The sequence below is a fragment of the Rhodanobacter sp. OK091 genome, assembly GCF_900142825.1.
Classification (GTDB): Bacteria; Pseudomonadota; Gammaproteobacteria; order Xanthomonadales; family Rhodanobacteraceae; genus Rhodanobacter.
Genome location: NZ_FRCH01000001.1, coordinates 1,915,674 through 1,940,009, shown reverse-complemented (window position 1 = coordinate 1,940,009; position 24,336 = coordinate 1,915,674). Strand labels below are relative to the sequence as shown.

The 24,336-nt window shown below is 62.8% G+C and carries 17 protein-coding genes; 8 read left to right on the top strand and 9 right to left on the bottom strand.

From position 1 onward, the window contains the following. Positions 1-25: 25 nt before the first annotated feature. Positions 26-823, bottom strand: coding sequence for an undecaprenyl-diphosphate phosphatase (locus BUA26_RS08705; RefSeq protein WP_072760207.1), 798 nt, complete (start codon positions 821-823; stop codon positions 26-28). A gap of 353 nt (positions 824-1,176) precedes the next feature. Between BUA26_RS08705 and BUA26_RS08700 the strand changes: the two genes are divergently transcribed. The 4 genes from BUA26_RS08700 (at position 1,177) to glnA (ending at position 5,283) form a co-directional block, all read left to right on the top strand. Next, complete coding sequence (locus BUA26_RS08700) at positions 1,177-1,938, top strand: TorF family putative porin (protein WP_072759584.1); 762 nt, start codon at positions 1,177-1,179, stop codon at positions 1,936-1,938. A 43-nt stretch (positions 1,939-1,981) separates the two neighbouring features. Next, positions 1,982-2,320, top strand: coding sequence for a P-II family nitrogen regulator (locus BUA26_RS08695; protein WP_072759583.1), 339 nt, complete (start codon positions 1,982-1,984; stop codon positions 2,318-2,320). A 20-nt stretch (positions 2,321-2,340) separates the two neighbouring features. Further along, the gene (locus tag BUA26_RS08690; protein WP_072759582.1) at positions 2,341-3,672 is read left to right on the top strand and encodes an ammonium transporter; all 1,332 of its coding nucleotides are present in this window, start codon (positions 2,341-2,343) and stop codon (positions 3,670-3,672) included. 201 nt (positions 3,673-3,873) lie between these two features. Beyond that, positions 3,874-5,283, top strand: coding sequence for a type I glutamate--ammonia ligase (gene glnA / locus BUA26_RS08685; protein ID WP_072759581.1), 1,410 nt, complete (start codon positions 3,874-3,876; stop codon positions 5,281-5,283). 85 nt (positions 5,284-5,368) lie between these two features. Here the strand turns inward: glnA and BUA26_RS08680 are convergent, their stop codons facing one another. After that, positions 5,369-5,770, bottom strand: coding sequence for a PilZ domain-containing protein (locus BUA26_RS08680; protein WP_255368214.1), 402 nt, complete (start codon positions 5,768-5,770; stop codon positions 5,369-5,371). After that, on the bottom strand, positions 5,725-7,926 hold the full coding sequence (locus BUA26_RS08675; protein ID WP_083572931.1) for a DUF1631 family protein: 2,202 nt from the start codon (positions 7,924-7,926) through the stop codon (positions 5,725-5,727). Before BUA26_RS08675 ends, BUA26_RS08680 begins: the two co-directional genes overlap by 46 nt. Before the next feature lie 200 nt (positions 7,927-8,126). On the opposite strand from BUA26_RS08675, the gene BUA26_RS08670 reads away from it, so the two are divergent. After that, positions 8,127-8,492 carry a hypothetical protein gene (locus BUA26_RS08670; protein ID WP_072759579.1) on the top strand — a complete coding sequence of 122 codons (366 nt, stop codon included), beginning with the start codon at positions 8,127-8,129 and terminating at the stop codon, positions 8,490-8,492. Between the two features lie 55 nt (positions 8,493-8,547). On the opposite strand, the gene BUA26_RS08665 is transcribed toward BUA26_RS08670, so the two are convergent. Together BUA26_RS08665 and BUA26_RS08660 are read right to left on the bottom strand one after the other, a co-directional pair. Continuing rightward, the gene (locus tag BUA26_RS08665) at positions 8,548-11,424 is read right to left on the bottom strand and encodes a bifunctional diguanylate cyclase/phosphodiesterase (RefSeq protein WP_072759578.1); all 2,877 of its coding nucleotides are present in this window, start codon (positions 11,422-11,424) and stop codon (positions 8,548-8,550) included. A gap of 117 nt (positions 11,425-11,541) precedes the next feature. After that, positions 11,542-13,749 carry a sensor domain-containing diguanylate cyclase gene (locus tag BUA26_RS08660; protein WP_072759576.1) on the bottom strand — a complete coding sequence of 736 codons (2,208 nt, stop codon included), beginning with the start codon at positions 13,747-13,749 and terminating at the stop codon, positions 11,542-11,544. Positions 13,750-14,206: 457 nt separating this feature from the next. Between BUA26_RS08660 and BUA26_RS08655 the strand changes: the two genes are divergently transcribed. Continuing rightward, positions 14,207-14,500, top strand: coding sequence for a DUF6916 family protein (locus tag BUA26_RS08655; protein ID WP_072760205.1), 294 nt, complete (start codon positions 14,207-14,209; stop codon positions 14,498-14,500). On the opposite strand, the gene BUA26_RS08650 is transcribed toward BUA26_RS08655, so the two are convergent. From BUA26_RS08650 to BUA26_RS08635, 4 genes are read right to left on the bottom strand one after another with little or no spacing between them, the layout of a single operon-like run. After that, positions 14,493-15,077, bottom strand: a complete 585-nt coding sequence (locus tag BUA26_RS08650; RefSeq protein ID WP_072759574.1) for a GNAT family N-acetyltransferase — start codon at positions 15,075-15,077, stop codon at positions 14,493-14,495. The genes BUA26_RS08655 and BUA26_RS08650 overlap by 8 nt on opposite strands. Beyond that, on the bottom strand, positions 15,074-15,607 hold the full coding sequence (locus BUA26_RS08645; protein WP_072759572.1) for a phage tail protein: 534 nt from the start codon (positions 15,605-15,607) through the stop codon (positions 15,074-15,076). Before BUA26_RS08645 ends, BUA26_RS08650 begins: the two co-directional genes overlap by 4 nt. Positions 15,608-15,644: 37 nt before the next feature. Continuing rightward, positions 15,645-16,172, bottom strand: coding sequence for a phage tail protein (locus BUA26_RS08640; protein WP_072759570.1), 528 nt, complete (start codon positions 16,170-16,172; stop codon positions 15,645-15,647). A 24-nt stretch (positions 16,173-16,196) separates the two neighbouring features. Continuing rightward, complete coding sequence (locus BUA26_RS08635; protein ID WP_072759568.1) at positions 16,197-16,706, bottom strand: phage tail protein; 510 nt, start codon at positions 16,704-16,706, stop codon at positions 16,197-16,199. 574 nt (positions 16,707-17,280) lie between these two features. Here BUA26_RS08635 and BUA26_RS08630 point away from each other — a divergent pair. Both BUA26_RS08630 and BUA26_RS08625 read left to right on the top strand, forming a co-directional pair. After that, positions 17,281-23,421 (top strand): fibronectin type III domain-containing protein, encoded by a 6,141-nt coding sequence (locus BUA26_RS08630; RefSeq protein WP_178368559.1) that lies wholly within the window; start codon positions 17,281-17,283, stop codon positions 23,419-23,421. A 447-nt stretch (positions 23,422-23,868) separates the two neighbouring features. Further along, complete coding sequence (locus BUA26_RS08625) at positions 23,869-24,318, top strand: GFA family protein (RefSeq protein ID WP_072759564.1); 450 nt, start codon at positions 23,869-23,871, stop codon at positions 24,316-24,318. The last annotated feature ends 18 nt before the right edge of the window (positions 24,319-24,336 follow it).

Here is a 24,336-nt window from a genome sequence, read left to right as displayed (position 1 = left end):
GAGCGTTACGGCGACGTTCGAAGCGTCACGCCCCGGCCGGCACCAGCAACAGCAGCGCCACGCCGAGTGCGATGCGGTAGATCGCGAACCATGTGAAGCGGTGCGTACGGATGTAGCCGAGCAGCCACTTCACCGCGACGAAGGCGACGATCGCCGAGACGACGAAGCCTACGATGAGCGCGGTCCAGTCCTCATGCGCCGCGCCGCCGCCTTTGAGCACCTTCAGCAATTCGTAGCCGGTCGCCGCGTACATGGTCGGAATGCCGACCAGGAAGGCGAACTCGGTGGCCGCCGCGCGATTGCTGGTGCCGGCCAGCATTGCGGTAAAGATGGTTGCGGCCGAGCGTGACGTGCCCGGAAAAATGCCGGCGATCATCTGGGCGATACCGACCAGGATCGCCACCTTCCAGGTCACCTCGCTGCGATCGGGCTGGCTCGCGGCCAGCCCCTCGGCGGCAATCATCCACAAACCGCCGATCACCAGCGCCCATGCAACCGGCGTGACCGTCTCGGGGAGCTTGAAGCCGTGCTTCACCGCGATGAAACCCAGCACCGCAGTGATCAGGAACGCCACCAGCAGCTTCAGCAGGTAGTCGCGGTTGGCCGGTACGCGCCATTGCGTGAACAGCTGCCAGATGCGCTTCCAGTAGATCAGCGTCACCGCCAGGATCGCACCGGCCTGGATGCCGACATTGAACAGGTCCGAGCGGGCGCCGAGCCCGAATTTCTCGGCGATCAGCAGATGGCCGGTACTGGAGATGGGCAGGAATTCGGTGATGCCTTCGATGATACCGAGCAGGATGACGTGAAGAAGATCGGTCACGGGACGTTCCGTTGCAGGTTGAAGACGTGCCGGCGGACGATGACCGGCATGAAGCGCCATAGCTTACGGGTTTTGCTTCCGGAATGAGGCGTCATCGCGTACACGGTCGGCCGCCCGTACACGCACTGGAACAGTGCAAACCAGCCATGCACTCGGGTGTTGATGGTGCTAACGGGGCGCGATAGACGCGCCACAACCCCTGTCGATCCAGGTTCAGCAACGCTTGCGTGCTGTGGCACGGCGCTTGCTGAGGTGAGCTATGGCCATGCGTCCGCATGGTCACATCGCGGTGATCCATAGACGTCTGGACGTCCGTCTTCAGGCCTGCCGTTTCTCCAAGGGGAGTCGAGCTTATGAAACGATGTTGGATACCTGTGGGTGCTGCCGTCCTGCTGTTCGCCGCCTCCGGCCTGACGCCGGCGTTGGCCGACGAGGCCCCGGCCAGCAAGTGGGTCGGTAGTGCCGACGTGGTCAACGATTACCTGTTCCGTGGCATTTCGCAGACCAATCGCAAGCCCGCCGTGCAGGCCGGCCTAGAATTCGATCACGCCAGTGGCTGGTATATCGGCGGCTGGGGCAGCAATGTCAGCTGGCTGTCCGATGCCTCGACTTCGGCGCAGCCGATTTCCAGCAGCCTGGAAATCGATCTCTACGGTGGCTACCGCGGCAGCTTCTCCGCCGATTGGAGCTATGACGTCGGCCTGTATCGCTACCAGTACCCGGGCAGCTATCCGGCCGGCTTCACCTTGCCCAACACCACCGAAGGTTATGCCGCACTGACCTGGAAGAGCGTGTCGCTGAAGTACTCACATGCTTTCACCAACCTGTTCGGCTACGCCGACAGCAAGCACAGCAGCTATGTCGACCTGTCGTGGAACCAGGAGTTTGCCCCGGGCTGGCTGCTCAATGCCCACGTCGGCCACCAGAAGGTGGAGAACATGTCCGGCGCGTCGTACACCGACTGGAAGCTGGGCGTGACGCGCAACTTCGCCAGCGGCTACTCGGTGGCGCTGGGCTATTACGACACCAACGCGAACAAGGCCATCTACACCAATGCGCACGACCATTACCTGGGCCGTGCCACGGCGGTGCTGACCCTGACCAAGGCGTTCTGAGCCGATGCATCGCTCTGCAGAAAATCCACCCCGGGAGTCACGCATGAAAATGGTTACCAGCGTCATCCGCCCCTACAAGCTCGACGAGGTCCGCGATGCACTCGCGCAAACGGGTGTCTCGGGCATCACAGTGACGGAAGTGCGCGGCTTCGGCCGCCAGAAGGGCCACACCGAGCTGTATCGCGGCGCCGAGTACGTCGTCGATTTCCTGCCCAAGCTGAAGCTCGAGGTGGTGGTGTCCGACGAACTGCTCGATGTCGTGCTGGAAGAGATCCAGCGCTCGGCCCGTACCGGCAACGTCGGCGACGGCAAGATCTTCGTCACCCACGTGGATCAGGTGATCCGCATCCGCACCGGCGAGCTCGACGCCGACGCCCTCTGACCGAACCACACGAGGTTTCCATGAAAGAGTTCAAGTTGTTCCGTGGTATCCGCACGTGGCTGCCGTTACTGGTACTCGGCCTGGCTGCGCCGATGCTGCATGCCGAGGTTGTCGCGCCGGTAGTCGACAAGGGCGACGTGGCGTGGATGCTCACCTCCACGCTGCTGGTGCTGCTGATGACGGTGCCGGGACTGGCGCTGTTCTACGGCGGCCTGGTGCGTTCGAAGAACGTGTTGTCAGTGCTGATGCAGGTGATGACGGTGTTTTCGCTGCTGCTGTTGCTGTGGGCGGCCTACGGCTACAGCCTCGCGTTCAACGGCGGTGGCCCCTTCATCGGCAATCTCGACAAGGTGTTCCTGCGCGGCGTCACCAAAGACACTTTGGCGGCCACGTTCAGCGCTGGCATATCGTTGCCGGAGTACGTGTTCGTGGCGTTCCAGGCCACTTTCGCCGGCATCACCGGCGCGCTGATCGTGGGCTCGTTCGCCGAGCGGATGCGCTTCCGCGCGGTGCTGCTGTTCGCCGCGCTGTGGTTCACCTTCGCTTACCTGCCGATTGCGCACATGGTGTGGTACGGGCCGGACGGCTATCTGTTCGCCAAAGGTGCGCTGGACTTCGCCGGCGGTACCGTGGTGCACATCAACGCCGGTATCGCCGGCCTGGTCGGCGCCTACCTGGCCGGGCCGCGGCTGGGTTTCGGCCGCGAATCGATGAAACCGCACAACGTTACCTTCACCATGGTCGGTGCGGCGCTGCTGTGGGTGGGCTGGTTCGGCTTCAACGCCGGCTCCAATCTGGAGGCGAACTCGGGCGCGGCGCTGGCCTTCATCAACACCTTGCTGGCCACGGCCGCGGCGGTGCTGGCGTGGCTGGCGGTGGAGGCGCTCGTGCGAGGCCATGCATCGATGCTGGGTGGTGCTTCCGGCGCGGTCGCCGGTCTGGTCGGCATCACGCCGGCCTGCGGCACGGTGGGGCCGATGGGCGCGATCGCAGTGGGCGCGGTGGCCAGCCTCTGCTGCGTATGGGGCGTGACCGGCCTGAAGAAACTGCTGCGTGCGGACGACGCGCTGGACGTGTTCGGCGTGCACGGCATCGGCGGCATCGTGGGCGCGCTGCTGACCGGCGTGTTCACCGCACCGGCACTGGGCGGCACCGGTGCGGCAGGTTTCTCGATCGGCCATCAGCTCGGTGTGCAAGCGCTGGGCGTGGGCATCACCCTGGTGTGGAGCGGGCTGGTCTCGGTGCTGGCGTATTTTGTGGTCAAGGCGGTGTTCGGCCTGCGCGTATCGCCCGAGGCCGAGCGCGAAGGACTGGATATTACCTCGCACGGCGAAAGCGCTTACGATGTCTGAGCGGGGCGTCGCGTACGTGCCGGAATGACGTGTCCGAATGATTCATGATGGTGCAATACACAGCGTGTATTGCACCATTGTGTTTCTTCGCGGTCCGTCCGACGTACCGGGAAAAGCCCGCAGCCGTTGTCGTACAACGGTTCCATCCATTGGCATGGGCTTTGCTCTAACCAGCTCATCATTCACAGCCGAGGTTGCTACATGTCCGCCAAAAAAGTGCTCGACCTGATCCAGGAACATGAGGTCGAGTTCGTCGACTTCCGCTTCGCCGACATGCTCGGCGTACACCACCACGTCAGCTTCCCGGCCCATGCGATCGACGAGTCGACCTTCGAGGACGGCAAGATGTTCGACGGTTCCTCGATCACCGGCTGGAAGGGCATCAATGAATCGGACATGGTGCTGATGCCGGATCCGGACACCGCCCATCTCGATCCCTTCAGCTCGCACGTGCAGCTGATCGTGCATTGCGATGTGCTGGAGCCGTCGACGATGCAGGCCTATGGCCGCGATCCGCGCTCGATCGCCAAGCGTGGCGAGGCGTACCTGAAATCCACCGGCATCGCCGACACCGCGTTCTTCGGCCCGGAGCCTGAGTTCTTCATCTTCGATTCGGTGCGCTGGCAGAACGATCCGGGCCGCGTGTTCTACGAGATCGGTTCCGAAGAAGCGACGTGGTCGTCGCGCTACAAGTACGACGGCAGCAACTCCGGCCATCGGCCGGGCGTGAAGGGCGGCTACTTCCCGGTCAGCCCGGTCGATTCGCTGGGCGACCTGCGCGCCGACATGTGCAAGATCCTCGAATCGCTGGGCCAGAAAGTCGAAGTGCACCACCACGAAGTGGCGAACGCGGGCCAGTGCGAGATCGGCGTCAAGTTCAACACGCTGGTGAAGAAGGCCGACGAGCTGCTGACGATGAAATATGTCATCAAGAACGTGGCGCACCAGAACGGCAAGACCGCCACCTTCATGCCGAAGCCGCTGGTCGGCGACAACGGTAGCGGCATGCACGTGCATCAGTCGCTGGCCAAGAACGGTGAGAACCTGTTCGCAGGCGATCTCTACGGTGGCCTGTCGCAGACCGCGCTGTGGTACATCGGCGGCATCTTCAAGCATGCGCGCGCGATCAACGCGTTCTCCAACTCCACCACCAACAGCTACAAGCGCCTGGTGCCGGGCTTCGAGGCGCCGGTGATGCTGGCTTACTCCGCCCGCAACCGTTCGGCCAGCTGCCGCATCCCGTACGTGGCCAGCCCCAAGGGCCGCCGCATCGAGGTGCGTTTCCCCGACCCGATGAACTCCGGCTACCTGGTCTTCACCGCGCTGATGATGGCCGGCCTCGACGGCATCCTCAACAAGATCGACCCGGGCGCACCGGCCGACAAGGATCTGTACGACCTGCCGCCGGAAGAAGAGAAGAACATCCCCCAGGTCTGCTCCAGCCTCGACGCCGCGCTGGAAGCGCTGGACAAGGACCGCGACTTCCTGAAGGCGGGCGGCGTGTTCACCGACGACTTCATCGATGCCTACATCGAAGTGAAGATGAAGGAAGTCACCAAGTACCGCGCCAGCACCCATCCGCTGGAATTCCAGATGTATTACTCGCTCTGATCGCGGCGAGGGATTGAAAACAACGGGCGCTACGGCGCCCGTTGTCGTTGGCGACTACACGACAAGCTCGGTGTGCACGGAGGCCTCACGAAGGGAGCGCCAGCCATGCCTGCAGTTTTGCTTCGCTCTCTTCGGTAATTGAAATGATGCGGTAGCCGGCCCAGAACTGGTCGGCCGAAGCGGCGTGCTCGTGCCACTGTTCCTGTACGCCCACCTCGATGTACGGAGAAGAGCCGCTGGCGTCCGGCAGCGGCAGACGCAATTGATAGATCGCCTCGCTGCGTGGCTCCATAGGGCCGATCAGCAGCATGCCGGTGCCCGACAGGTTGCCGATCTGGCCCATGGGCCGTCCGGTGATGACATCGGTGACCTCTGTCACGACGTTGACCGATTTGCGTCCAGCCCTGCGCTGGTCGCGCTGATGGTCGTGCTCGGTACGGTTCATGAGATACGGCTCAAGGGGATCTCCCGGGTAACGGCGCGCCATGCGTGATCGAGCACGTCCTCATGGTCCGACGCCATCTCGCGTACGCGGCCACAGGCGATCTCGTGAGCGAGCCGCAGTTCACCCAGCTCCTCTGCACGCTGTCCATTGCGAGTGACGAACAGGCTGTGCCCGGTCAACGCCGAATACCACACCAGCCTGCGCCGGCTACGTGGGCCGCCGGAGGGGTCGTCGAATTCGAACCATGTTCCCATCGCCAAAGTCCGAAGATGCCGGTGGATGCGCAGCACCTCGGCGCTCGGCGCGATCTCTGCGGCACCCGCCGTGCCGGCGACAGCGCCGGTGATATCCGCGTTTTCCCGCACCGGATTTTCCTGTCGTCTCGAGCGCGTGCCGGAATCACCGATACCGGAGGAATCGCCTGCGCCTTCCTTTTGATTCGCGTCAATCATGCGCCGGGCTGCTTGCGCGACTTCGCTATCCTGCATGCCTATTTGCCGCAGGCCGGCCTCTACCTCGTCTTGCAGTTTGCTGCGGTTGCCGATCGGCAGACAGCCCAATAACTGATCGGCGATCGCCAGCCGGGTTCCGAAGATCTGGCTGTGTTCGCCATGGCGAAGCAGAGTCAACGCCAGAACGTCGGACCAGGCATGATCGAGCTGGGCCAACAAGCGTTGCTGCGATGACTTGGCGAAACGTTGGGCCAGCAGCTCCGCGGAACGGTAGCGGGCTTGCTCCAGGCGCTCCAGGCCTTGCATCGCATCCACCTGGCGCCGTTCGGCCAATTGCGTCCTGTGCTCCAGCTCAGCGAGGTACTGTTCGAGGTCGTTCAGCAGCGACAGATAAAGAGCGGCACTGGGTGGTTCGCGTCCGGCACGCTCGATCAGTCGGCTCAACTCGAGGCGCAAGCCACGGTCGATAACCCCGCTGGTATCGTCCAGCCAATCGCGGGCGATCTCGGCGATTTTGCCCAGCACTTTGCGGGCAGGGTGTTCGTGCTGCTCGAAAAATCCATGATCCATCAGCGCCACGCGCAGCATCGGCAACTGCAGATCGCAGAGCAACGATTGCACGTCGCTGGATTGCGGCAGCTGCTGTGCGATTTGCCCAAACAGCCGCATGATCAGTTCCACGGTATTGTCCTGCGCGGCGGACAAGCTGACGCGCGGAGCCTGGGCCGGTCGTCCCACGTTGAGCTGGATAAGCAGCTCCTGCCGCAGGCGATCAGGGCGATTCAAGTCGAAGCGGGTCCGCTCATCCACCTGGAAAAGATGCTCCTGCAATACCGCAAGAGCGACTTGCAACTCCTCGCCGGTAATCGACGCGCCCTGTGCGGACGGGTTCTCGCCACGATGCGCCTGTGGCTGGCCGGATGGCTCCGGTCGCCTGTCCGGTGTCGCCGAAGGAGTACGGGCATCGGCCGCTGCGATCGATGGCGCGAATCGGGCAGGCTTCTCCTCCTTGGTACGCTCACGGCGTGCCGAGGCACGCGGCAACGCGAAGGGGCGCAGGCGTGGAAGGATGCCGTCGGCGAGCAAATGGGCATTGATCAGTTCGTACAGCGGGGTGAGCCCCTCTATCAGGCTGCTTTCCAGACTCTGCAGCAGCAATAGTTCGTGCACGCTGGGCAGCCCGAGCGTGCGACTGGCCTCACGAAATGCGTTGGCCATCGCCTGCGGCCCGATGGGCAGCGCGTCGCTTTCCAATGGAGGCGCTCCGATCAGAGCCGCCAGCCGATAACCCAGCTCGATGAGCTGCGAACCGCCGCGAGCCTCGCTGCGTGAGACCAGCTGATCGAGCGCGGCAGCCAATTCATGTTCCGACTGATCGAGCAGGCTCAGTGTCAGCATCTGGGGAACAGCTGCGGTCGATTTCTTCGCGGGCATCCCGAGCTGATCGAACGCCTGGTCGATGCTTGCAATGAAACGCTCGTCGAATGTCTTACGCTCGATGAACAAGTGCTGGCGCGTGGTCAGGTAATGCTGTTGATCGAGATGGCTGCTGGTTTGCTCGCTTTGTCTATGCAAGCGCATGTCGAAATGGTCGAGACAGCGCTTCAACGGCTCATGCAGCCAATTGCCGCAGAGCACGCGCAGTTCACCGAGCAGGCGCTGCGTTCGCGCCGGCCACCGCGCTTCGGAGTAGCCGGTAGAGTTGGTGATCTTTAATTCCTGCGAATCTGTCCGCTCATCATTCATTAGATCCTCTGTCCATGATTTGACGATTTCAGTGTATGCCGTTTTTAACAAATTCTGTGGGTGATTTAATGCTTCGTTTTCACAAACATCTCACATCAGAACCGTGATGCAGTTATCAATGCATGCATGCAGTTGAGCAGAGTCTAGCCCCGTCACAGTTCAAATAATTTGAACTGAAATTCCTCAGGGGGAACGATGACATGACCATTTCCTTGATGGCTGAAGTTGCCTGGTGTCTGTGCGCCATATTGCTTGTTCCATTACCGGTTCGGGCGGAAAACGACCAGATCACTTTCTCCGGTTCCGTTGTCGAGCCCACCTGCAGCGCCGCGGCCGCGGAAAATATGGCGATCGCGGGCGCTACGCCGACTATAGCGGCCGAGACGCGGCAAACTTGCGCCGAACCTGGCAATGTAACGACTGCTGTCTCCCGGATTTATGCGTTGACTGCCGTTCGCCTGTCGAGTTCAGTGCCGGATCGGGTATTGAAGTATTTCGATGCCTACGCCAAGGCGAGTCGGAGCGACGCGGCGGATCCGGTGCTGCTCACGCAAACTTACGAATAAAGCAGTCGCGTAGAAAAATGCGCTCCATTCGCGATTTTCCTCGACGATAAAACAGTCAACCCCGAATAGGCGCAGGATGGCCCAGCAGATAACCCTGGCCCATTTCGCAGCCCATCGCCAACAGAATGTCGTGCTGTGCGTCGGTTTCGATGCCTTCGGCGATAACCTGGATATCCAGCGCGCGCGCGAGCGCCAGGATCGCTTCGACAACTCTGATGCTGCTGGTATTGCTGTCTTTATCCAGTTCCTGCACGAATACCTGGTCGATCTTCAACATGCGCAGCGGCAGAGAGTGCAGATAGCTGAGCGATGAATAGCCCGTACCGAAGTCGTCGAGCGCGGCGCCTATGCCGGCAAGGCGCAGCTGTTCGAGCGTGGAGCGTACGCGTTCGGCATTGTCCAGCAGCGCGCCTTCGGTGACCTCGATAACCAGACGCGTAGTCGGTAAATCGCAGTGTTTGAGAAGCCGGATCAAGCGCGTATCGAAATCGAGATGGCGTAAATGCCGTGCCGAAACATTGAGCGTCATGAACACGTCCTTCCGGGCGTGTTGCTGCAGCAGACGACAGCTGAGTTCGAACATGCGCCAGTCGATCGTTTCGATCAGTCCGCTGTCTTCGGCAATCTTGACGAACTCGTCGGGCTTCAGCAGGCCGCGTTGCGGGTGGTTCCATCGGATCAGCGCTTCATAGCCCACCACGCGGCTGGAATCGAGCTGGCAGATCGGTTGGAAGTACGGCTCGAATTCGTCGTGCTGCAGCGCATGGCGCAGTTCGGCCTCCAACGTCAGCACGTCGACGACATTCTTGGCCAAGGCTTCGTCGAACATTTCAAAGCGCTTGCGACCACCTTCTTTCGCCCGATACAGCGCGATGTCGGCATCGCGCAGGACTTCGTCCGCGGTGCTGTAGCGGCTGTCGGCCACCGCGATGCCGATGCTGGCCGATGGCTCCAGTTCCTTGCCGGCCAGCTGCAGCGGTTCACCAAGACATTTCAAAATACGCTCCGCTACGTTCACCGCGGTGCCCGGAATCTCCACGTCCTCCAGCAGAATCGCAAATTCATCGCCAGACAAACGTGCCACCACATCCGGATCACGTACGCAGCTGAGCAGCCGACGGGCAATCTCCTTGAGAAACCTGTCGCCGGCCAGATGGCCAAGGCTGTCGTTGATCACCTTGAAGCGATCGATATCCAGATACAGCAAGGCGCAAAGTCGATTCGGCTCGCGCTGCAACAATGTCAACGCGCGGTCGAGACGATCGCGCAGAAATCCTCGATTCGGCAGGCCCGTCATCGGATCGTGCATCACCTGGTGCTTCAGCTGCTGCTGGATGTGTTCGCGCTGGCGAATCTGCTGCAGCAACTCGTGCGTGCGTTCTTCCACGCGTTGCTCGAGCTGGACATTGGCCTGATGCAACGACATGGCGGAACGCCGCCGGAAAATGCTGTTGGCGATCTGCAGCGCGGCGAAGCTGAGCAATTCCTGATCGGTAGCGCTGTAGACGTTCTCTTTGGCGTAGCTATGCACCGCGACCAGGCCCATCACCTCGTCGCTGACCAACAGCGGGACGCCGAGCCAGCATGCCGAAGGCTTGCCGATGGTGTGCTGCACGACCTCGCCCCGCAGAATGAGCGCCTCTATGTCGGAGGCCTGCCCCAGGAACGGGCGGGCTTTCCGCATGACATATTCGCTCAGGCCGCCGCCCAGGGGACGGGACAAGGTGCGGCGTTCGCCGGCGTCCACGTAATAGGGAAAATCCAGTGTGCGATGGTCTTCCGAGAGCAAGGCAATGAAGAAATTCTCCGCATTGAGCAAGGCACCTACCAGGAGGTGGACCCGTTCGTAGAACTCGCTCTCGCCGATATCGGCGGTGGCAAGCTGGGCCAACTGAAACAACGCGGCCTGCAATTGTTCGGCGCGTCGGCGTTCCACCACTTCCTGCTGCAGGTCGCGATTGGCCGCATCCAGTTGCTGCGTGCGCCGATGTACGCGCTGCTCCAGCTCGTCCTTGGCCTGCTTGCGCTCCAGCGCGGTGAGGATGTGGCTGCCGACAAATTCCAGCAGGGCGCGGTCTTCGAGCGTATACACCGTACCTTCGCGATAGCTCTGAACCACCAGAGCGCCATGTACCTGGCCATTGCGAAGCATCGGCACGCCGAGCCAATCGGTGCTGTCCGGGCCAGCGGTCAAGAGCGGCCCGTTCACCTGTTCGAGTAGCTGCTCATTGCTGCCCATCAACGGCTTGCCTTGGCTCAGAAGGTGCCAGGTCAGCGTGTGCCGCCGATTGTCCAGCGGCTCTTCCTTGGTTGTATCCGGGCCTTGCTTGTCCTCGACATCGGCGTAGTAAAGGAAGCGCATCACACCGCGTTCAGGGTCGTGCCGCACGATAAAGAAGTTTTCGCCGTACATCAGCGTGCCGACGATCTCGTGGATACCTCGCAGGAGTTCCGGCATGTCCAGATCGGAGCCGGCCAGATCGGCGATCGCGAACAGTGCACGCTGCAGGTCCTCCGAGCGTTTCAGCTGCTTGTGCGAGTCCTGCAGGCTCGCCAGCTCCAGCACCTGCTGCAGGCGGTGGCCGGCCATCGCAAAGTGGCGCTCGAGCGTTCCTCGCAAGGACTGCGCGACCTGGGTGAAAAAATGCAGCAACACGATCGCGCGTTCACGCTGCAACAGTCGCAAGGCCACTCGTCGGCCGTGGTCGCCGAGACAAAACCCATCACCGGCAAGCGCACCTTGCGCCCATGCCATTTCCTCGGGCGCTGCATCCGCGCCACAGGAATGCACCTCGCCTTCGCCACCCCAGAACAACGTGGCTGTCTCGCAGTCGGGTAATGACCTGGCCAGATCCAGGATCACTGCACCGACTTCGACGGGCGTCGTCGCCTCGATCAGCCGACGCAACCATGTTTGCTCTTCCGTCGTCATCGACGACTCTGGGCGAGAAACCTGCGGGTAGCCGTTCTTCACATGAGGATCCGTAATGGCATAGATGGTTGTTACCTGATACGCCGTGAATTTAATCGCACCGAACTGTTGTACCTCTCAACGGGAGCGAATGCCTTTCGAGGCGACCGCTGGTTCCTGCAGAGCTCGTGGCTCGTGTATCGCCATGCGAAAGGTATTGCGCCCGCCCGCCTTTGCTTCATAGAGCGCGGCGTCAGCGAGTTGCATGAAGGCATCGGCCGAAGCAGCGCTCTGGCAAAGCGCCATACCGATGCTCAGCGTCATCTGTATTCGAATGGCACCCACCGTGATCTCTTGCGCCATGGCCGCCTGGATCTTCCGGGTCAATTCTTCCGCGATAGACGAAGACTCCACGTCTTCAACGAGTGCGACGAATTCATCGCCGCCAAGGCGGGCCACCAGATCGTTCTTGCGAAGGCAGCCTTGAAGGCGTTGGCCGACGGCCTTGAGTACTTCATCGCCAACGCCGTGACCCCATGAATCATTGATACATTTGAAGTGGTCTATGTCGATCATCATGAGCAGAAGCGGCGACCGCTGCCGGTATTTCTGCAACAACAGCACGGCGATGCGCTCATCGAAATGGCGGCGATTGGCGAGTCCCGTCAACGTATCGAAGCGCGCCAGCCTGGTCAGTTCCTGCTCCACATCCTTGATGTGGGTAATGTCCGTGGTCAGCGCGTAGAAGCCGCGAACGCACCCCTCCGGGTCCCGATCCGGCACGAAGTTGGTCTGGAAGCAGTGGTGCTTGCCCTTGTAGTCCGCCTCGTACTCGAACATGGCCGCCCCACCACCCAAGGCGGTCGCAATGTGCCCTTGAAGGTCGCCATAGATCTGCTCGCCGCGAACCTCGCGCATCGTTTTTCCGATCATCTGTCGCGGGTCTTCGCCCGAAACATGCTCAACGTACGCATTGACGAAGGTGTAGCGTTCGGAAGCATCCACATGAGCAATGACCGCCGGTACGTTATCGGTGATTGTGCGCAGCCGCTGTTCGCTGTCGGCCAGCGCCTGCTCCGCAATCACCCTTTGCGTGATATCCCGCCCGGTGTAGATGATTTCCATCACGCCATCTCCTTCGGGGCTGGGAACCAGCCGTGCCAGGGCTTCGAACCAGACGTAACGGCCGTCCTTGTGGCGAATGCGGTAGGTGGTAATGGTCGAGCCACCTGTTCGATGAAGCTCGGCCACGGCCCGTGCCACACGCTCGCGGTCATCGGGATGAATGAGGTCGGGGCGTGGCATAGAGAACTCCTCGACGTCCCAGCCCAGCAGCTCCTTGATCGAAGGCGACACGTAACGCCGCTGGCCGTCAGGCCGGATGCGCATCACCAGATCGCCGGCATAGTCGGCGAGTATTCGATACCGCAGTTCGCTCTCGCGTACTTTGTCTTCCAAATGCCGGCGTTCGGCGAGAACCAGGGCCAGCGGTACGGAGATCAGGCAGGCCACCCCCAGGAAAACCTGCGCCAGCAGGGCGTGTTCGGTGCGTGATCCGCCGAGAATGAGATTGAAGGGTCCCGACCCCAAGGCTGTCGCGATGTTGGTGATGGCCGCGATCAGCGCTATACCCACCACCAGGCCGGCAAAGCGATGCCGGAATACCGCCAAGAGCAGCGGCGCGTAGATCAGGAACAGCAATGGATATCGCGACTGCGCAAACACGGCGAAAGTCGTGCCGGCGATCAATGCCATATCGCGAACAAACGGCCACCGCTTGCCCGGTGGTCCAAAGAGTTCCCACCTCTCGGTGAAAGCCACCCACACGAACGTCGCGACAATCACCATTCCCAGTACATGGGCGCGATACCAGGTTTCCGCGAAAGCAAGCAGCGGAGCTCCTTGCGCGATGTGGACCGTGAGTCCGGCGAGCAACGCGGACAGGGCGCACGCCACAAGCGTGCTTGTGAGGGCCACGCGGCCCAGGCTCAGATACGGCACAACGTCGGGGATTTCCGGAAACTGCCGCCGTACGGCACAGCAGACAACCAAAATTTCGAGTGCATCGGCCGCCGCAAGGCCAAGGGCTACGAGAAGAGAGATGTGAAGCAGCAGCGCAGCTCCCACCATGACTGAGAAACCGAAAAGCAGATACAGCCACCAGTCGCGCGTCGGCAATCGGAGAAGGCTGCCCACGAGAACGCCATTGGCTATCCACAGAGAAGGTGCGCTGCCCGTTGAGTGCGCCAGGGCCAGCGAATAGGCGCAGGACGTGAACACAAGAACGGCAATAAGGGTGGCTCGCCGCAGAGCAACGAACGATATGGACGGAAGCAAGCGGCGCATGGCTCTCCCTCCTGGAATGTGTAGTAGGCGAAAACGGATTGCCCTCAAACGCGTGGTCAGTTCGCCCAGGAAGCCGACCACACAACTGGATAGCCAGGCCCCCGCCTCGTGGCTTCCTTGAGTCAAGGCACAAGCAATGCCTGTTCCAAGCTGGCCCAGGCTCGCTCTCGGTTGTGGATTTTGTGATGAACATCACAAATTGTTTTCGAGTGCCTGACCGGCTCAGGCAAAGCCCGCTCGACAGAGCGTTGATATCGAATCATTCACTGTGCGTGATGCGTGAGCGCCCGATGTGGGCTGGACCTTCGGCACGTTCCGGCAAGCCGGCAACGTCACGGGCGAGCCGGACCGATCGGAGTGGCGATCACTTCGGCTGCTTTTTCCGCGTGTCGCGCAAGCTATCGTCGCGAAAGCATCCATGCGACACTCCCGCCTCGCCGAACCACGGGGGGTGGCCGTGCAGATTCTTACGCTGGAACATTTCGCAAGCCGTCTCCATGAGACGTTCACCGTCGATCTCGGTCATGGCAAGTCGCCGTTCGTGTTGATCGAAGCGAAGCCGCTGGCCGCGCCGGCGCTTCGCGGCATGCTGCGCGCACCGTTCTCGCTGTTGTTCCACCATGTATCGCCGGTGCTTTTCCCGCAGCGCATCTACCAGATGGAAAGTCCGGGCATAGGCGATTTCGGTGTCTTCCTGGTGCCGGTGGCGCGCAATCAGGATGGGTTCCTGTATCAGGCCGTGTTCAATTGAGCGACTTCAACTGAGCGACGGCCGAGGGCACGTCCCAGTGCATGAGCTTGTGCATGCCATCGACGCTTTCATCCCCGAAGCCGAGCCGGGCGTACAACGCTTGGGCGCGCGGGTTGTCCAGCCGCACGTGTAACGCCAGTCCCTGTGTTTGTGCGTCTTGCGCATCCTGCTGCAGTTGCCGCAGCAAGGTTGTGCCGATGCCGCGTCCCTGCCACGCGGGCAACAAGGCGATGTCGACAATCAGCCATCTCGGCGGTTCGCGCAGCAGATAGAGACGGCCCACCGCATCGCCGTCGTGTTGGAGCACGAGGAATTCGGCGCGCTCGAAATGCGTGGTGAAGTGATGGTGCTGGAAGGCGAACTGACTATCCAGAAATGCCCGCCGCGTCGCCTCTGGCCAATCGAGCGAGGCCAGTTCGTCGGCGCGCAGGGTTTCGTACAACGTGCGCAGGAAGGCAAGGTCCGTTTGCTCCGCCGCACGCCAGGCGAAGCCCTGCTTCTGCAGGACTTCGGCAAGCGTGGTGGATGATGTTTGCGACGGCGGAAAGATCAGGTTGGGCAGTGATGGCGCGCTCACGGCCGCGCTGGAAATTGTCCGGCCAGGGCGATGCAAAAATTCAGCGCGAGTAGCGGTTGACGATTCTCGTGCGACTGGCCTTGGCCGGTAACACCGATCATGTTCGGCGCGAAGGTGGTGTTGGACGTGGCTTGGGGAACGAATGGGGTGGCCTGGGCGGGCAGGAGTACGGCGTCACCGGTCAGCGGAATGCCATGACGCAGGCTGGCATCCTGTTGGCCGTGCAAGTTCATGTTGTGGTTGTGCATAGGCATTTCCGTCTGCAGGAGGGTGACACCTTCCGTGCCGAACGACTCGCCCACCGTGCGCGATGTCAGTCCCACCCCCTGGCCCTGACTGCAGGCCGCGTTGCCGACGTAGTTCGGCAAGCCGAAGTTCGTCGTCCCGTTGCCGCCGAAATTGGTGCCGAGCAGCGAGAACAACGCGGAGTTCTGGGTGATCGGCATGATCTGCCCGCTGCAGATCGCCCACTGATACGGTGCGAAATTGAAGCCGAATATTTGGATTTCGCCGATATACGGAGTAGTCATGCGGATGTCTCCTGGCGCGCGCCAACGGCAGCGCGGATCAATTCTGCGAAGGAAATATTCCGTTCACGGCGATGCAAAAGGTCGCCGTGAGGGTGGGCATCAGATTTTCATGCGGCAAGCTGCCGCCGCTTTGCGAGATCGTGGCGCTGTCCGGCGATACGCTGCTGGCCGAGACCGTACTCGTGTACATCGTATCGGTGCCCAGGCCGCCCAGTTCCGCCGTGCTGCCTGGCGAGTTGATGGAGGCAATGCTGCTGGTCGCGGCAAAGTTGTGCGTGTGGGCGGGCATCTGCGCACTGATCAAGGTGACGCTTTCCGAGCCGTTCAATTCCCCCATCACGCGTGGCGTCAAGCCGGAACCCGTACCCTGGTGGACCGGGACGCGTCCGCGCAGATCGGGTACGCCAAAGGTGGTCTGGCCGTTGCCGCCGAACGTGGTGCCGATCAAGGTATACAACACCTCATAGTCGGCAATGCCCAGCAAACTCCCGTCGCACAATTGCCAGCCGACCGGGGCGAACGTGTAGGGAAACAACCGTATCTCACCGACGTAAGGTGTGCTCATTGGCCATGCTCCAATGCGTGGGCATCAGTTGCGCGAGGGGAAGAAGCCGGTCAACGCGATGCAGAAATTGATCACGTTGTAAGGCTGCATATTTTGGTGCGGCTGGCTGTTGCCAGTGGTGGACAGCGTGCCGGCATTCAAGACCACCTGCGGGCCGCTGGCGGCTCCATACAAGGCCTCGCTGGCGACGGCGCCGTAGAGGCCGTTGGCCGGATTGCGCACCGTGCCTGCCGTGGTAGTCGCGTTGCCGACATGGTTGTGAGTCGGAAGCGTCTGTGGCGTCAAAGTGACGTTTTCGTTGCCGGCTACGGTACCTATCGGATAATTATTGCCGCCGTAGCCGATCGGCGTGCGTCCGCGCAGGTCCGGCAGCATGAAATTGGTCGTGCCATTGCCGCCGTATTGCACGCCGAGTAGCGCGAACAAAGCCTGATTTTGCGAGATGGGTAAGAGTTGCCCGTTGCAGAGGGCAAATCCTTTGGGCGCAAACGAAAATCCGGTAGGCATGACCTGCCCGATGAAAAATTCAGCCATGGCTTTCCCCCTGGTGAAGGCAGGACGACCGAACCGGTGCCCGCCTCCAATTACTTTGACCTTATTTGCACGTGCTTGACAAGTGGCCACTGGCATCGCCGCCATGACTGGCCTAGGATGCGCCTCCATTGGGGGTAATTTCGCAGTTTGTCTATGCCGTCTTCGCAGGCAATAGGCAGATTGCGCAAGGGGAGCGGCCAAGGTGGCCGTTATGCAGCATCGGTCAGGGGGCTTGTCGCGGTGACGCGACGGGTGAAACCGGATGTTTACAGGGGACATGGATATGCAGCAGCGTTCGCAAGCGCATGGATCGGCGATGTCGCGGGGCAATGGTCGATCCTGGTATGCGCAGCTTGGCGCCTTGGCGCTGCTGTGCATTATTGCCATGACATGGCCGGGCATGGCCAGCGCAACAACGCCGCCCGCGCCCTTGTGTCCCACCTTCAACGTTCCCGACGCAAACACTACGCCGTCCACGTCGCCGATGGCCTCAGGCGGCAGCATCGACATCAACGTGACAGCGGCTTGCGATCCCACAGGCGTTTTGGGAATCATCGGTACTCCATCGACACCCTTGCATGGACACGCATCGGCAAACACGATTACCGAAATCATCACCTATACCAATGATGGCCTTGGCACCTCCACCAGCGACACCTTTGTTTTCTATGACGCCAACAACACCCCGATAACCGTCAACGTCTCCATTGCCCCCAAGACATCGTCGATTACGATCTCTCCGTCTTCCTTGATCGCACCTGTGGAAGGCACGGCTTATACCCAAGCGGTAGCCCTCAGCGCCACAGGCGGTACTTCGCCCTATACCTTTGCGAAGGTCAGCGGCACGTACCCGCCCGGTATGAACTTTGACCCCGTCGCCCGCACTTTTATTGGCACGCCGACCGCATGGGGCAACTTCACGGTAGGCATCCAGGTCACCGATAAGAACGGTGTCACGGCGACCCAGAGTTATGCCCTGGACATACTGCAGCCGACATTCGTTTTCTTGCCGCTGCCAGCGCCATCAGTCGGCGTGCCCTACAGCCAGACCATCCCGGTGAGCGGCGGCCTCAGCCCGTACAAGAACTTTGCCGTCAGCTCGGGGAGTCTGCCGGCGGGGCTGAGCCTGAGCTCCAGTGGCGTGCTGTCCGGTACGCCCACCACAGCGAGCACCTATACGTTCACCGTCCAGATGGCCGACAGCAGTTCGCCCACGAACTACAACGGAGCAAACACCTATACGCTGACCGTCAATACCGCGACCGTCCCCGGCGCGCCAACGATAGGCACCGCCACGGCAGGCAACGCGCAGGCCTCGGTGTCTTTCACCGCGCCCGCCAGCGACGGCGGCGCCGCGATCACCGGCTACACCGCGACTAGCAGTCCCGGTGGCATCACCGGCACTTGCGCCAGCTCGCCGTGCACGATCAACAGCCTCACCAACGGTACGGCCTACACCTTCACCGTCACCGCCACCAATTCCGTAGGCACCGGTTCGGCGTCAGCCGCATCGAACAGCGTGACACCTTCGACCGTGCCTGGCGCGCCAACCGGCGTTTCCGCCACGGCGGGCGATACGCTGGCGACGGTGAATTTCAGTGCGCCCGCAAGCAATGGCGGCGCGGCCATCACCGGCTATACGGTCGTCTCCAGTCCGGCCGGCGGTGTGGACAGCAATGCAGGCTCGACCAGTCTCTCTCACGCGATCACCGGCCTGACGAACGGTACGGCCTATACCTTCACCGTCACGGCGACCAATGCGGATGGCACCGGTCCAGCCTCCACTGCATCCAACAGCGTCACTCCGAAGGCGGCGCAAACGATCACCTTCAACAACCCCGGCACGCAGAACTTCGGCACCTCGCCCACGCTGACGGCGACGGCCAGTTCGGGCCTCGCGGTGACGTTCAGTTCGAACACTACCGGGGTTTGCACGATTACCAGCGGCGGTGCGCTGACCTTCATGACGGCCGGCACCTGCACCATCAAGGCCGACCAGTCTGGCAACGGCGTCTATGCCGCCGCGACCACGGTCACGCAGTCCTTCACCGTGGCAGCTGTGGTGCCCGGTGCGCCGACCATCGGCACGGCGACGGCCGGCGACACGCAGGTATCGGTGAGCTTCACGCCGCCGTCGTCCACGGGCGGCACCAGCATCACCGGCTACACCGCCACCAGCAGCCCGGGTGGCCTCACCGGCACCTGCGCCAGTTCGCCGTGCGTCGTCACCGGTCTCACTAATGGCACCGCCTACACGTTCGCGGTGACAGCGACCAACTCGGCCGGTACCGGCGCAGCCTCGGCGGCTTCCAACAGTGCGACACCGGCGGCCAGCCAGACCATCACCTTCAGCAACCCCGGCACGCAGAATTTCGGTACTTCGCCCACGCTGACAGCTACGGCCACTTCGGGCCTCGCGGTGACGTTCTCCTCGAGCACCACCGGGGTGTGCACCGTCACCAGCGGTGGCGCGTTGACCACAGTATCGGCGGGCACCTGCACCATCAACGCCAACCAGGCGGGCGACAGTGCCTATCAACCGGCGCCGCAAGTCAGCCAGTCGTTCAGTATTGCCGCGATCGTGCCCGGCGCGCCGACCATCGGCACGGCGACGGCCGGCGACACGCAGGTATCGGTGAGCTTTACGCCGCCATCGTCCACGGGCGGCACCAGCATCACCGGCTACACCGTCACCAGCAATCCAGGCGGCCTCACGGGCAGTTGCGCCAGTTCGCCATGCGTCGTCACCGGCCTCACCAACGGCACCGCCTACACGTTCACGGTGACTGCAACCAACTCGGCCGGCACCGGTGCGGCCTCGGCGGCTTCCAACAGCGCGACACCGGCGGCCAGCCAGACCATCACCTTCAGCAATCCCGGCACGCAGAACTTTGGCACGTCACCCACGCTGACAGCTACGGCCACTTCGGGCCTCGCGGTGACGTTTTCCTCGAGCACTACCGGCGTCTGCACCGTCACCAGTGGCGGCGCGCTGACCACGGTATCGGCGGGCACCTGCACCATCGACTCCAATCAATCGGGCAACGCCTCTTATCAGCCGGCGCCGCAGGTGAGCCAGTCGTTCACTATCGCCGCAGTAGTGCCGGGCGCGCCGGCCATCGGCACGGCCACGGCGAGTAGCGGACAGGCCGCGGTGGCCTTCACGCCGCCGCCGTCCACGGGCGGCACCAGCATCACCGGCTACACCGCCATCAGCAGCCCGGGTGGCATCACGGGCACCTGCGCCAGTTCGCCGTGCACGGTCACCGGCCTCACCAACGGCACCGCTTACACGTTCACGGTGACGGCAACCAACTCGGTTGGCACTGGCTCCGCTTCGGCCGCTTCGAACAGCGTGACACCGGTCGGCGGCCAGACCATCGCCTTCAGCAACCCCGGCAGCCAGAACTTCGGCACCTCGCCGACGCTCACCGCGACCGCCACCTCGGGCCTGACGGTGAGCTTCAGCTCGGCCACCACCGCGGTGTGCACGATCACCAGCGGTGGTGCGCTGACCACGCTGTCGGTAGGCAGCTGCACCATCAACGCCGACCAGACGGGTAACGGCACTTATGCGCCCGCGCCACAGGTCAGCCAGACCTTCGCCATCGTGGCCGTAGTACCTGGCGCGCCGATCATCGGCACCGCCACGGCCAGCGGCGGGCAGGCGACGGTGAGTTTCACGGCGCCGTCCTTTACCGGCGGCGCCGCGATCAGCGGCTATACCGTCACCAGCAGTCCGGGCGGCATCACGGCGACAGGCACGAGCAGCCCGATCGCCGTGACCGGATTGACCAACGGCACCGCCTACACCTTCACCGTCACCGCTACCAACTCGGCCGGCACCGGCGCGGCCTCGGCCGCCTCGAACAGCGTGACGCCGAAGGCCAGCGGCACCATCACCAACTTCATCGCGGCCCCATCCGCGCCGGTGTACAGCCCGGGCGGTACGTTCACGGTCTCGGCCACCAGTGATGGCTCGAGCAGCCCGGTGGTGTTCGCGATCGACCCGGCCTCCGCGGCGGTGTGCACGATCAGCGGCAGTACGGTGACCATGCTGTCGGCCGGCACCTGCACGGTGACTGCCAACCAGGCAGGCGATGCCAGCCACCTGGCGGCGCCTCAGGTGACGCTGGCGGTGGTGATCGTCAATCCGGCGATACCGACCGTCGGCAATGTCAGCGCGAGCACCGCCTACAACACGGCGGCGACCATCAACCTGGCCAGCGCCATCAGCGGCGCCAGCATCAGTGCGGTCAACATCGCCACGCAGCCGGCCCACGGCACGGTGAGCGTATCGGGCGAGACGGCGACCTACACGCCCTCGGCCAGCTTCTACGGCGGCAGCGACAGCTTTACCTATACCGCCACCAACCCAGGCGGCACCTCTGTCCCGGCCACCGTTACCGTCACCGTCGGCGCACCCGCGATACCCACGGTGGCTGCCAAGAGCGTCTTGACCTCGTACAACACTGCGTTAGGCATCGACCTGTCCGGTTCCATCACCGGCGTCGACGTCACCGCCGTCACCGTGGCGACGCAGCCGACCCATGGCACCGTGTCGGTCTCGGGCCAGACGGTGACCTATACGCCTTCGGCCAGCTTCTACGGTGGTACCGACAGCTTCACTTACACCGCTACCAACCCCGGTGGCACTTCGGCGCCGGCCACGGTGACCGTCACCGTCGGCCTGCCGGCGGTGCCTACGGCCGCCGCCAAGAGCACCACGACGCCGTACAGCACTGCGGTGAACATCGATCTGTCCGGTTCCATCACCGGCGTAGACATCACCGCCGTCACCGTAGCGACGCAGCCTACGCATGGCACCGTGTCGGTCTCCGGCCAGACGGTGACATATACGCCTTCGGCCAGCTTCTACGGCGGTAGCGACAGCTTTACCTACACCGCCACCAATCCGGGCGGCACTTCGGCACCGGCCACGGTCACCCTGACTGTGACGCCGCTGAATGTTCCGGTCGCGGGTGCCTTGTCGGTGACCACCACCACGGGCACGCAGGTGACGATCCAGGCCACCACCGGCACCGTCGGTCCGCAGCCGCTCACCGGCGTGAGCGTGGCGAGCCCACCGGCGCATGGCAGCGCCAGTGCCAGCGGCACGCAGATCGTCTACACCCCGGCCGCCGGCTTCGTCGGTACCGATGCCTTCACCTACCAGGTGGCCAACCACTTCGGCAGTTCACAGCCGGCCACGATCACAGTCACGGTAACGGCAGCCGGTAGTGCGTCCGGCAAGAGCAAGACGGTGACGACCACGCCGACGGCGCCGGTCAGCGTCGACTTGAGCAGCATCGTGCCGGGCAGTTACGTGTCCTCGGCCGTGCTTGGGCTCTCGCCCGGCGATGCCGGCAGCGTGGCGATCAACCAACCGACCCTGCTGACGTTCACGCCCAGCGGCAGCTACCGCGGCCTGGTGCAGATCACCGCCGTGCTGATCGCAGCCGGTGGGCAGACCACCACCGTGGACGTGCTGGTGCTGGTGAGCAGCCAGCCCGATCCGTCGAAGAACCCAACCGCGCTCGGCGTGATCAACGCGCAGACCGTGGCCGCACAGCGCTTCGCCCAGAGCCAGCTCGACAACGTCCGGCAGCGCCTGGAAGGCTTGCACGACGGCTCGACCGAATTGTTCAGCAGCAGCCTGGCGCTGAGCCTGGACGGCAAGCCGTTGAGCGCAGCGGGCAGGTCGAACAACGGTTTCGGCAGGCCCCGTGCGCCGGGCAGCGATGGCGCGAACGGATGGTCCGACCCTCTGCGGCCCGGTATCGGTGCCGCCGGGGGCATGGGCGAAGTCGCTCCCTTCGGCAGGTCGATGGACGACGATGCGCCGCCCCCGAGCGCGGCACCGGCTAAGCCGAACCCGAGTGGACTGGGCGTGTGGATCAACGGCCGGGCGGACTTCGGCAGCTTCGAGGCCTACCGGCAGGCGGCCAGCTTCGACAGCGACAACATCGCGGTGAACATGGGTATCGACCAGCGCATCGGCGAACGCGGCGTGCTTGGTTTCAGCCTGGGCTACGACCACGACCATAGCGACATCGCCAACGACGGCACGCGCAGCATCGCGCAAGGCTACAGCGCATCGTTCTACGGCAGCTTCCAGCCGGCGGCGCAGGTTTACCTCGACGCGGTACTGGGCGGCGGCGGGCTGCATTTCGACAGCCGCCGCCACGACGCCGACAGCAGCACCTTCCTGGGCGGCCGCCGCAGCGGCAGCCAGTGGTTCGGCTCGCTCACCGCCGGCTATGAATATCGGCGCGGCGAGCTGTTGATGTCGCCCTACGGCCGGCTGGAATGGTCGCGCACGGAACTCAACGGCTTCTCCGAAAACGGCGTAGCCAGCGCCGCATTGGCCTATGGCAGCGAGACCGTGCGCACTTCGCTGGCGGTGGTGGGGCTGCGCGCCAGCGGTGCGATCAAGCTGGACTACGGCATGTTGGTGCCGCGCGCGCGGTTGGAGATCGGTCACGATTTCCAGGGGACCAGCAGCACCACCTTGAGCTATGCCGCCATTCCTTCGGCCGGCTCCTGGAACGTACTGACCAACCCCTACGCCGCCAACGGCACCAGCGTGCTGCTGGGCATCGGTGCCGACCTGCAGCTGCGGGACGATCTGCTGATCATCACCGACTACAGCTACCTGATGCAGCCGCGTTCCCGCGACCAGATGATCCGCTTGGGCCTGAGAAAGAGCTTCTGAACGCAACACGCAAACAGCGAGGGGCATCCTGCGGGATGCCCCTCGCCGCGTTCCGGTATCCGGTGGATGTGCTCAAAGCGTGCCGCGAAAGTCGTACCGTCCAGGCGACCCGTTAACCGCAGCAGTCCGCAAGCCAAGACACCGCGTGGGAATTCGCATGCAAACGACCTGCAATCACACCTTTGGTGAATGGACTCAGTCCGGTACCGTCAGGCACCGCGTATGCAGTCGATGTGGTGCCAATGAGAAACAAGCCTCCCAGCCGTGCTCGGACTGCCAAGGGACCGGGGCCTGCCCCTGCTGCCATGGCTCATGCAGCGATTCCTATGGTCGCAGCTGCGACCTTTGCTGTGGCGACGGCGACTGCCGATATTGCAACGGGAACCGCGTGTGCTGGTACAAGCAGTAGCGGTCCATAATTCCAGCGTTATGGTTTCAGGTGCAGCGATGTCGCGATTGAATGATGCATTTGCGTTTCGGGGCGGTTGCCACTGCGGTCGGCTTCGCGTGACTTTTTCAACCGCACTGGACCCGGCCAGCATTACTCCGCGAGCCTGCGACTGCTCGTTCTGTCAAAAGCACGGTGCCGCCTACGTTTCAGATCCGGCCGGACAACTGTCCGTCATCATGCAGAGCCCAGATGCGCTGCGTCGGTATCGGCAGGGATCGAATACCGCCGAATTCCTGCTCTGCGATCGATGCGGTGTGCTGGTGGCGGTCGTCTTTGAGCACAAAGCCCGCATCTACGGAGCGGTTAACGCACTCTCGCTAGAGGGGCCTACCGGCTTTGGGGGTGCGGTCCCGGCTTCGCCGCAGGTGCTGGCTCCCGGTGAAAAGGTCGCACGATGGTCGCAGCTGTGGGTTCCGGATGTTGAGCTGGTCACGTCGGGGACCTAACAACTCCGCAGGAGACTT

Excerpts from the sequence above, each read along its gene's own strand:
- BUA26_RS08635 (WP_072759568.1), bottom strand. The coding sequence starts at position 16,706 with ATGGCTGAATTTTTCATCGGGCAGGTCATGCCTACCGGATTTTCGTTT.
- BUA26_RS08695 (WP_072759583.1), top strand. The coding sequence starts at position 1,982 with ATGAAAATGGTTACCAGCGTCATCCGCCCCTACAAGCTCGACGAGGTC.
- BUA26_RS08660 (WP_072759576.1), bottom strand. The coding sequence starts at position 13,749 with ATGCGCCGCTTGCTTCCGTCCATATCGTTCGTTGCTCTGCGGCGAGCC.
- BUA26_RS08675 (WP_083572931.1), bottom strand. The coding sequence starts at position 7,926 with ATGAATGATGAGCGGACAGATTCGCAGGAATTAAAGATCACCAACTCT.
- BUA26_RS08700 (WP_072759584.1), top strand. The coding sequence starts at position 1,177 with ATGAAACGATGTTGGATACCTGTGGGTGCTGCCGTCCTGCTGTTCGCC.
- BUA26_RS08670 (WP_072759579.1), top strand. The coding sequence starts at position 8,127 with ATGACCATTTCCTTGATGGCTGAAGTTGCCTGGTGTCTGTGCGCCATA.
- BUA26_RS08645 (WP_072759572.1), bottom strand. The coding sequence starts at position 15,607 with ATGACTACTCCGTATATCGGCGAAATCCAAATATTCGGCTTCAATTTC.
- BUA26_RS08690 (WP_072759582.1), top strand. The coding sequence starts at position 2,341 with ATGAAAGAGTTCAAGTTGTTCCGTGGTATCCGCACGTGGCTGCCGTTA.
- BUA26_RS08680 (WP_255368214.1), bottom strand. The coding sequence starts at position 5,770 with ATGGCGCGCCGTTACCCGGGAGATCCCCTTGAGCCGTATCTCATGAAC.
- BUA26_RS08625 (WP_072759564.1), top strand. The coding sequence starts at position 23,869 with ATGTCGCGATTGAATGATGCATTTGCGTTTCGGGGCGGTTGCCACTGC.
- BUA26_RS08665 (WP_072759578.1), bottom strand. The coding sequence starts at position 11,424 with ATGACGACGGAAGAGCAAACATGGTTGCGTCGGCTGATCGAGGCGACG.
- BUA26_RS08640 (WP_072759570.1), bottom strand. The coding sequence starts at position 16,172 with ATGAGCACACCTTACGTCGGTGAGATACGGTTGTTTCCCTACACGTTC.
- glnA (WP_072759581.1), top strand. The coding sequence starts at position 3,874 with ATGTCCGCCAAAAAAGTGCTCGACCTGATCCAGGAACATGAGGTCGAG.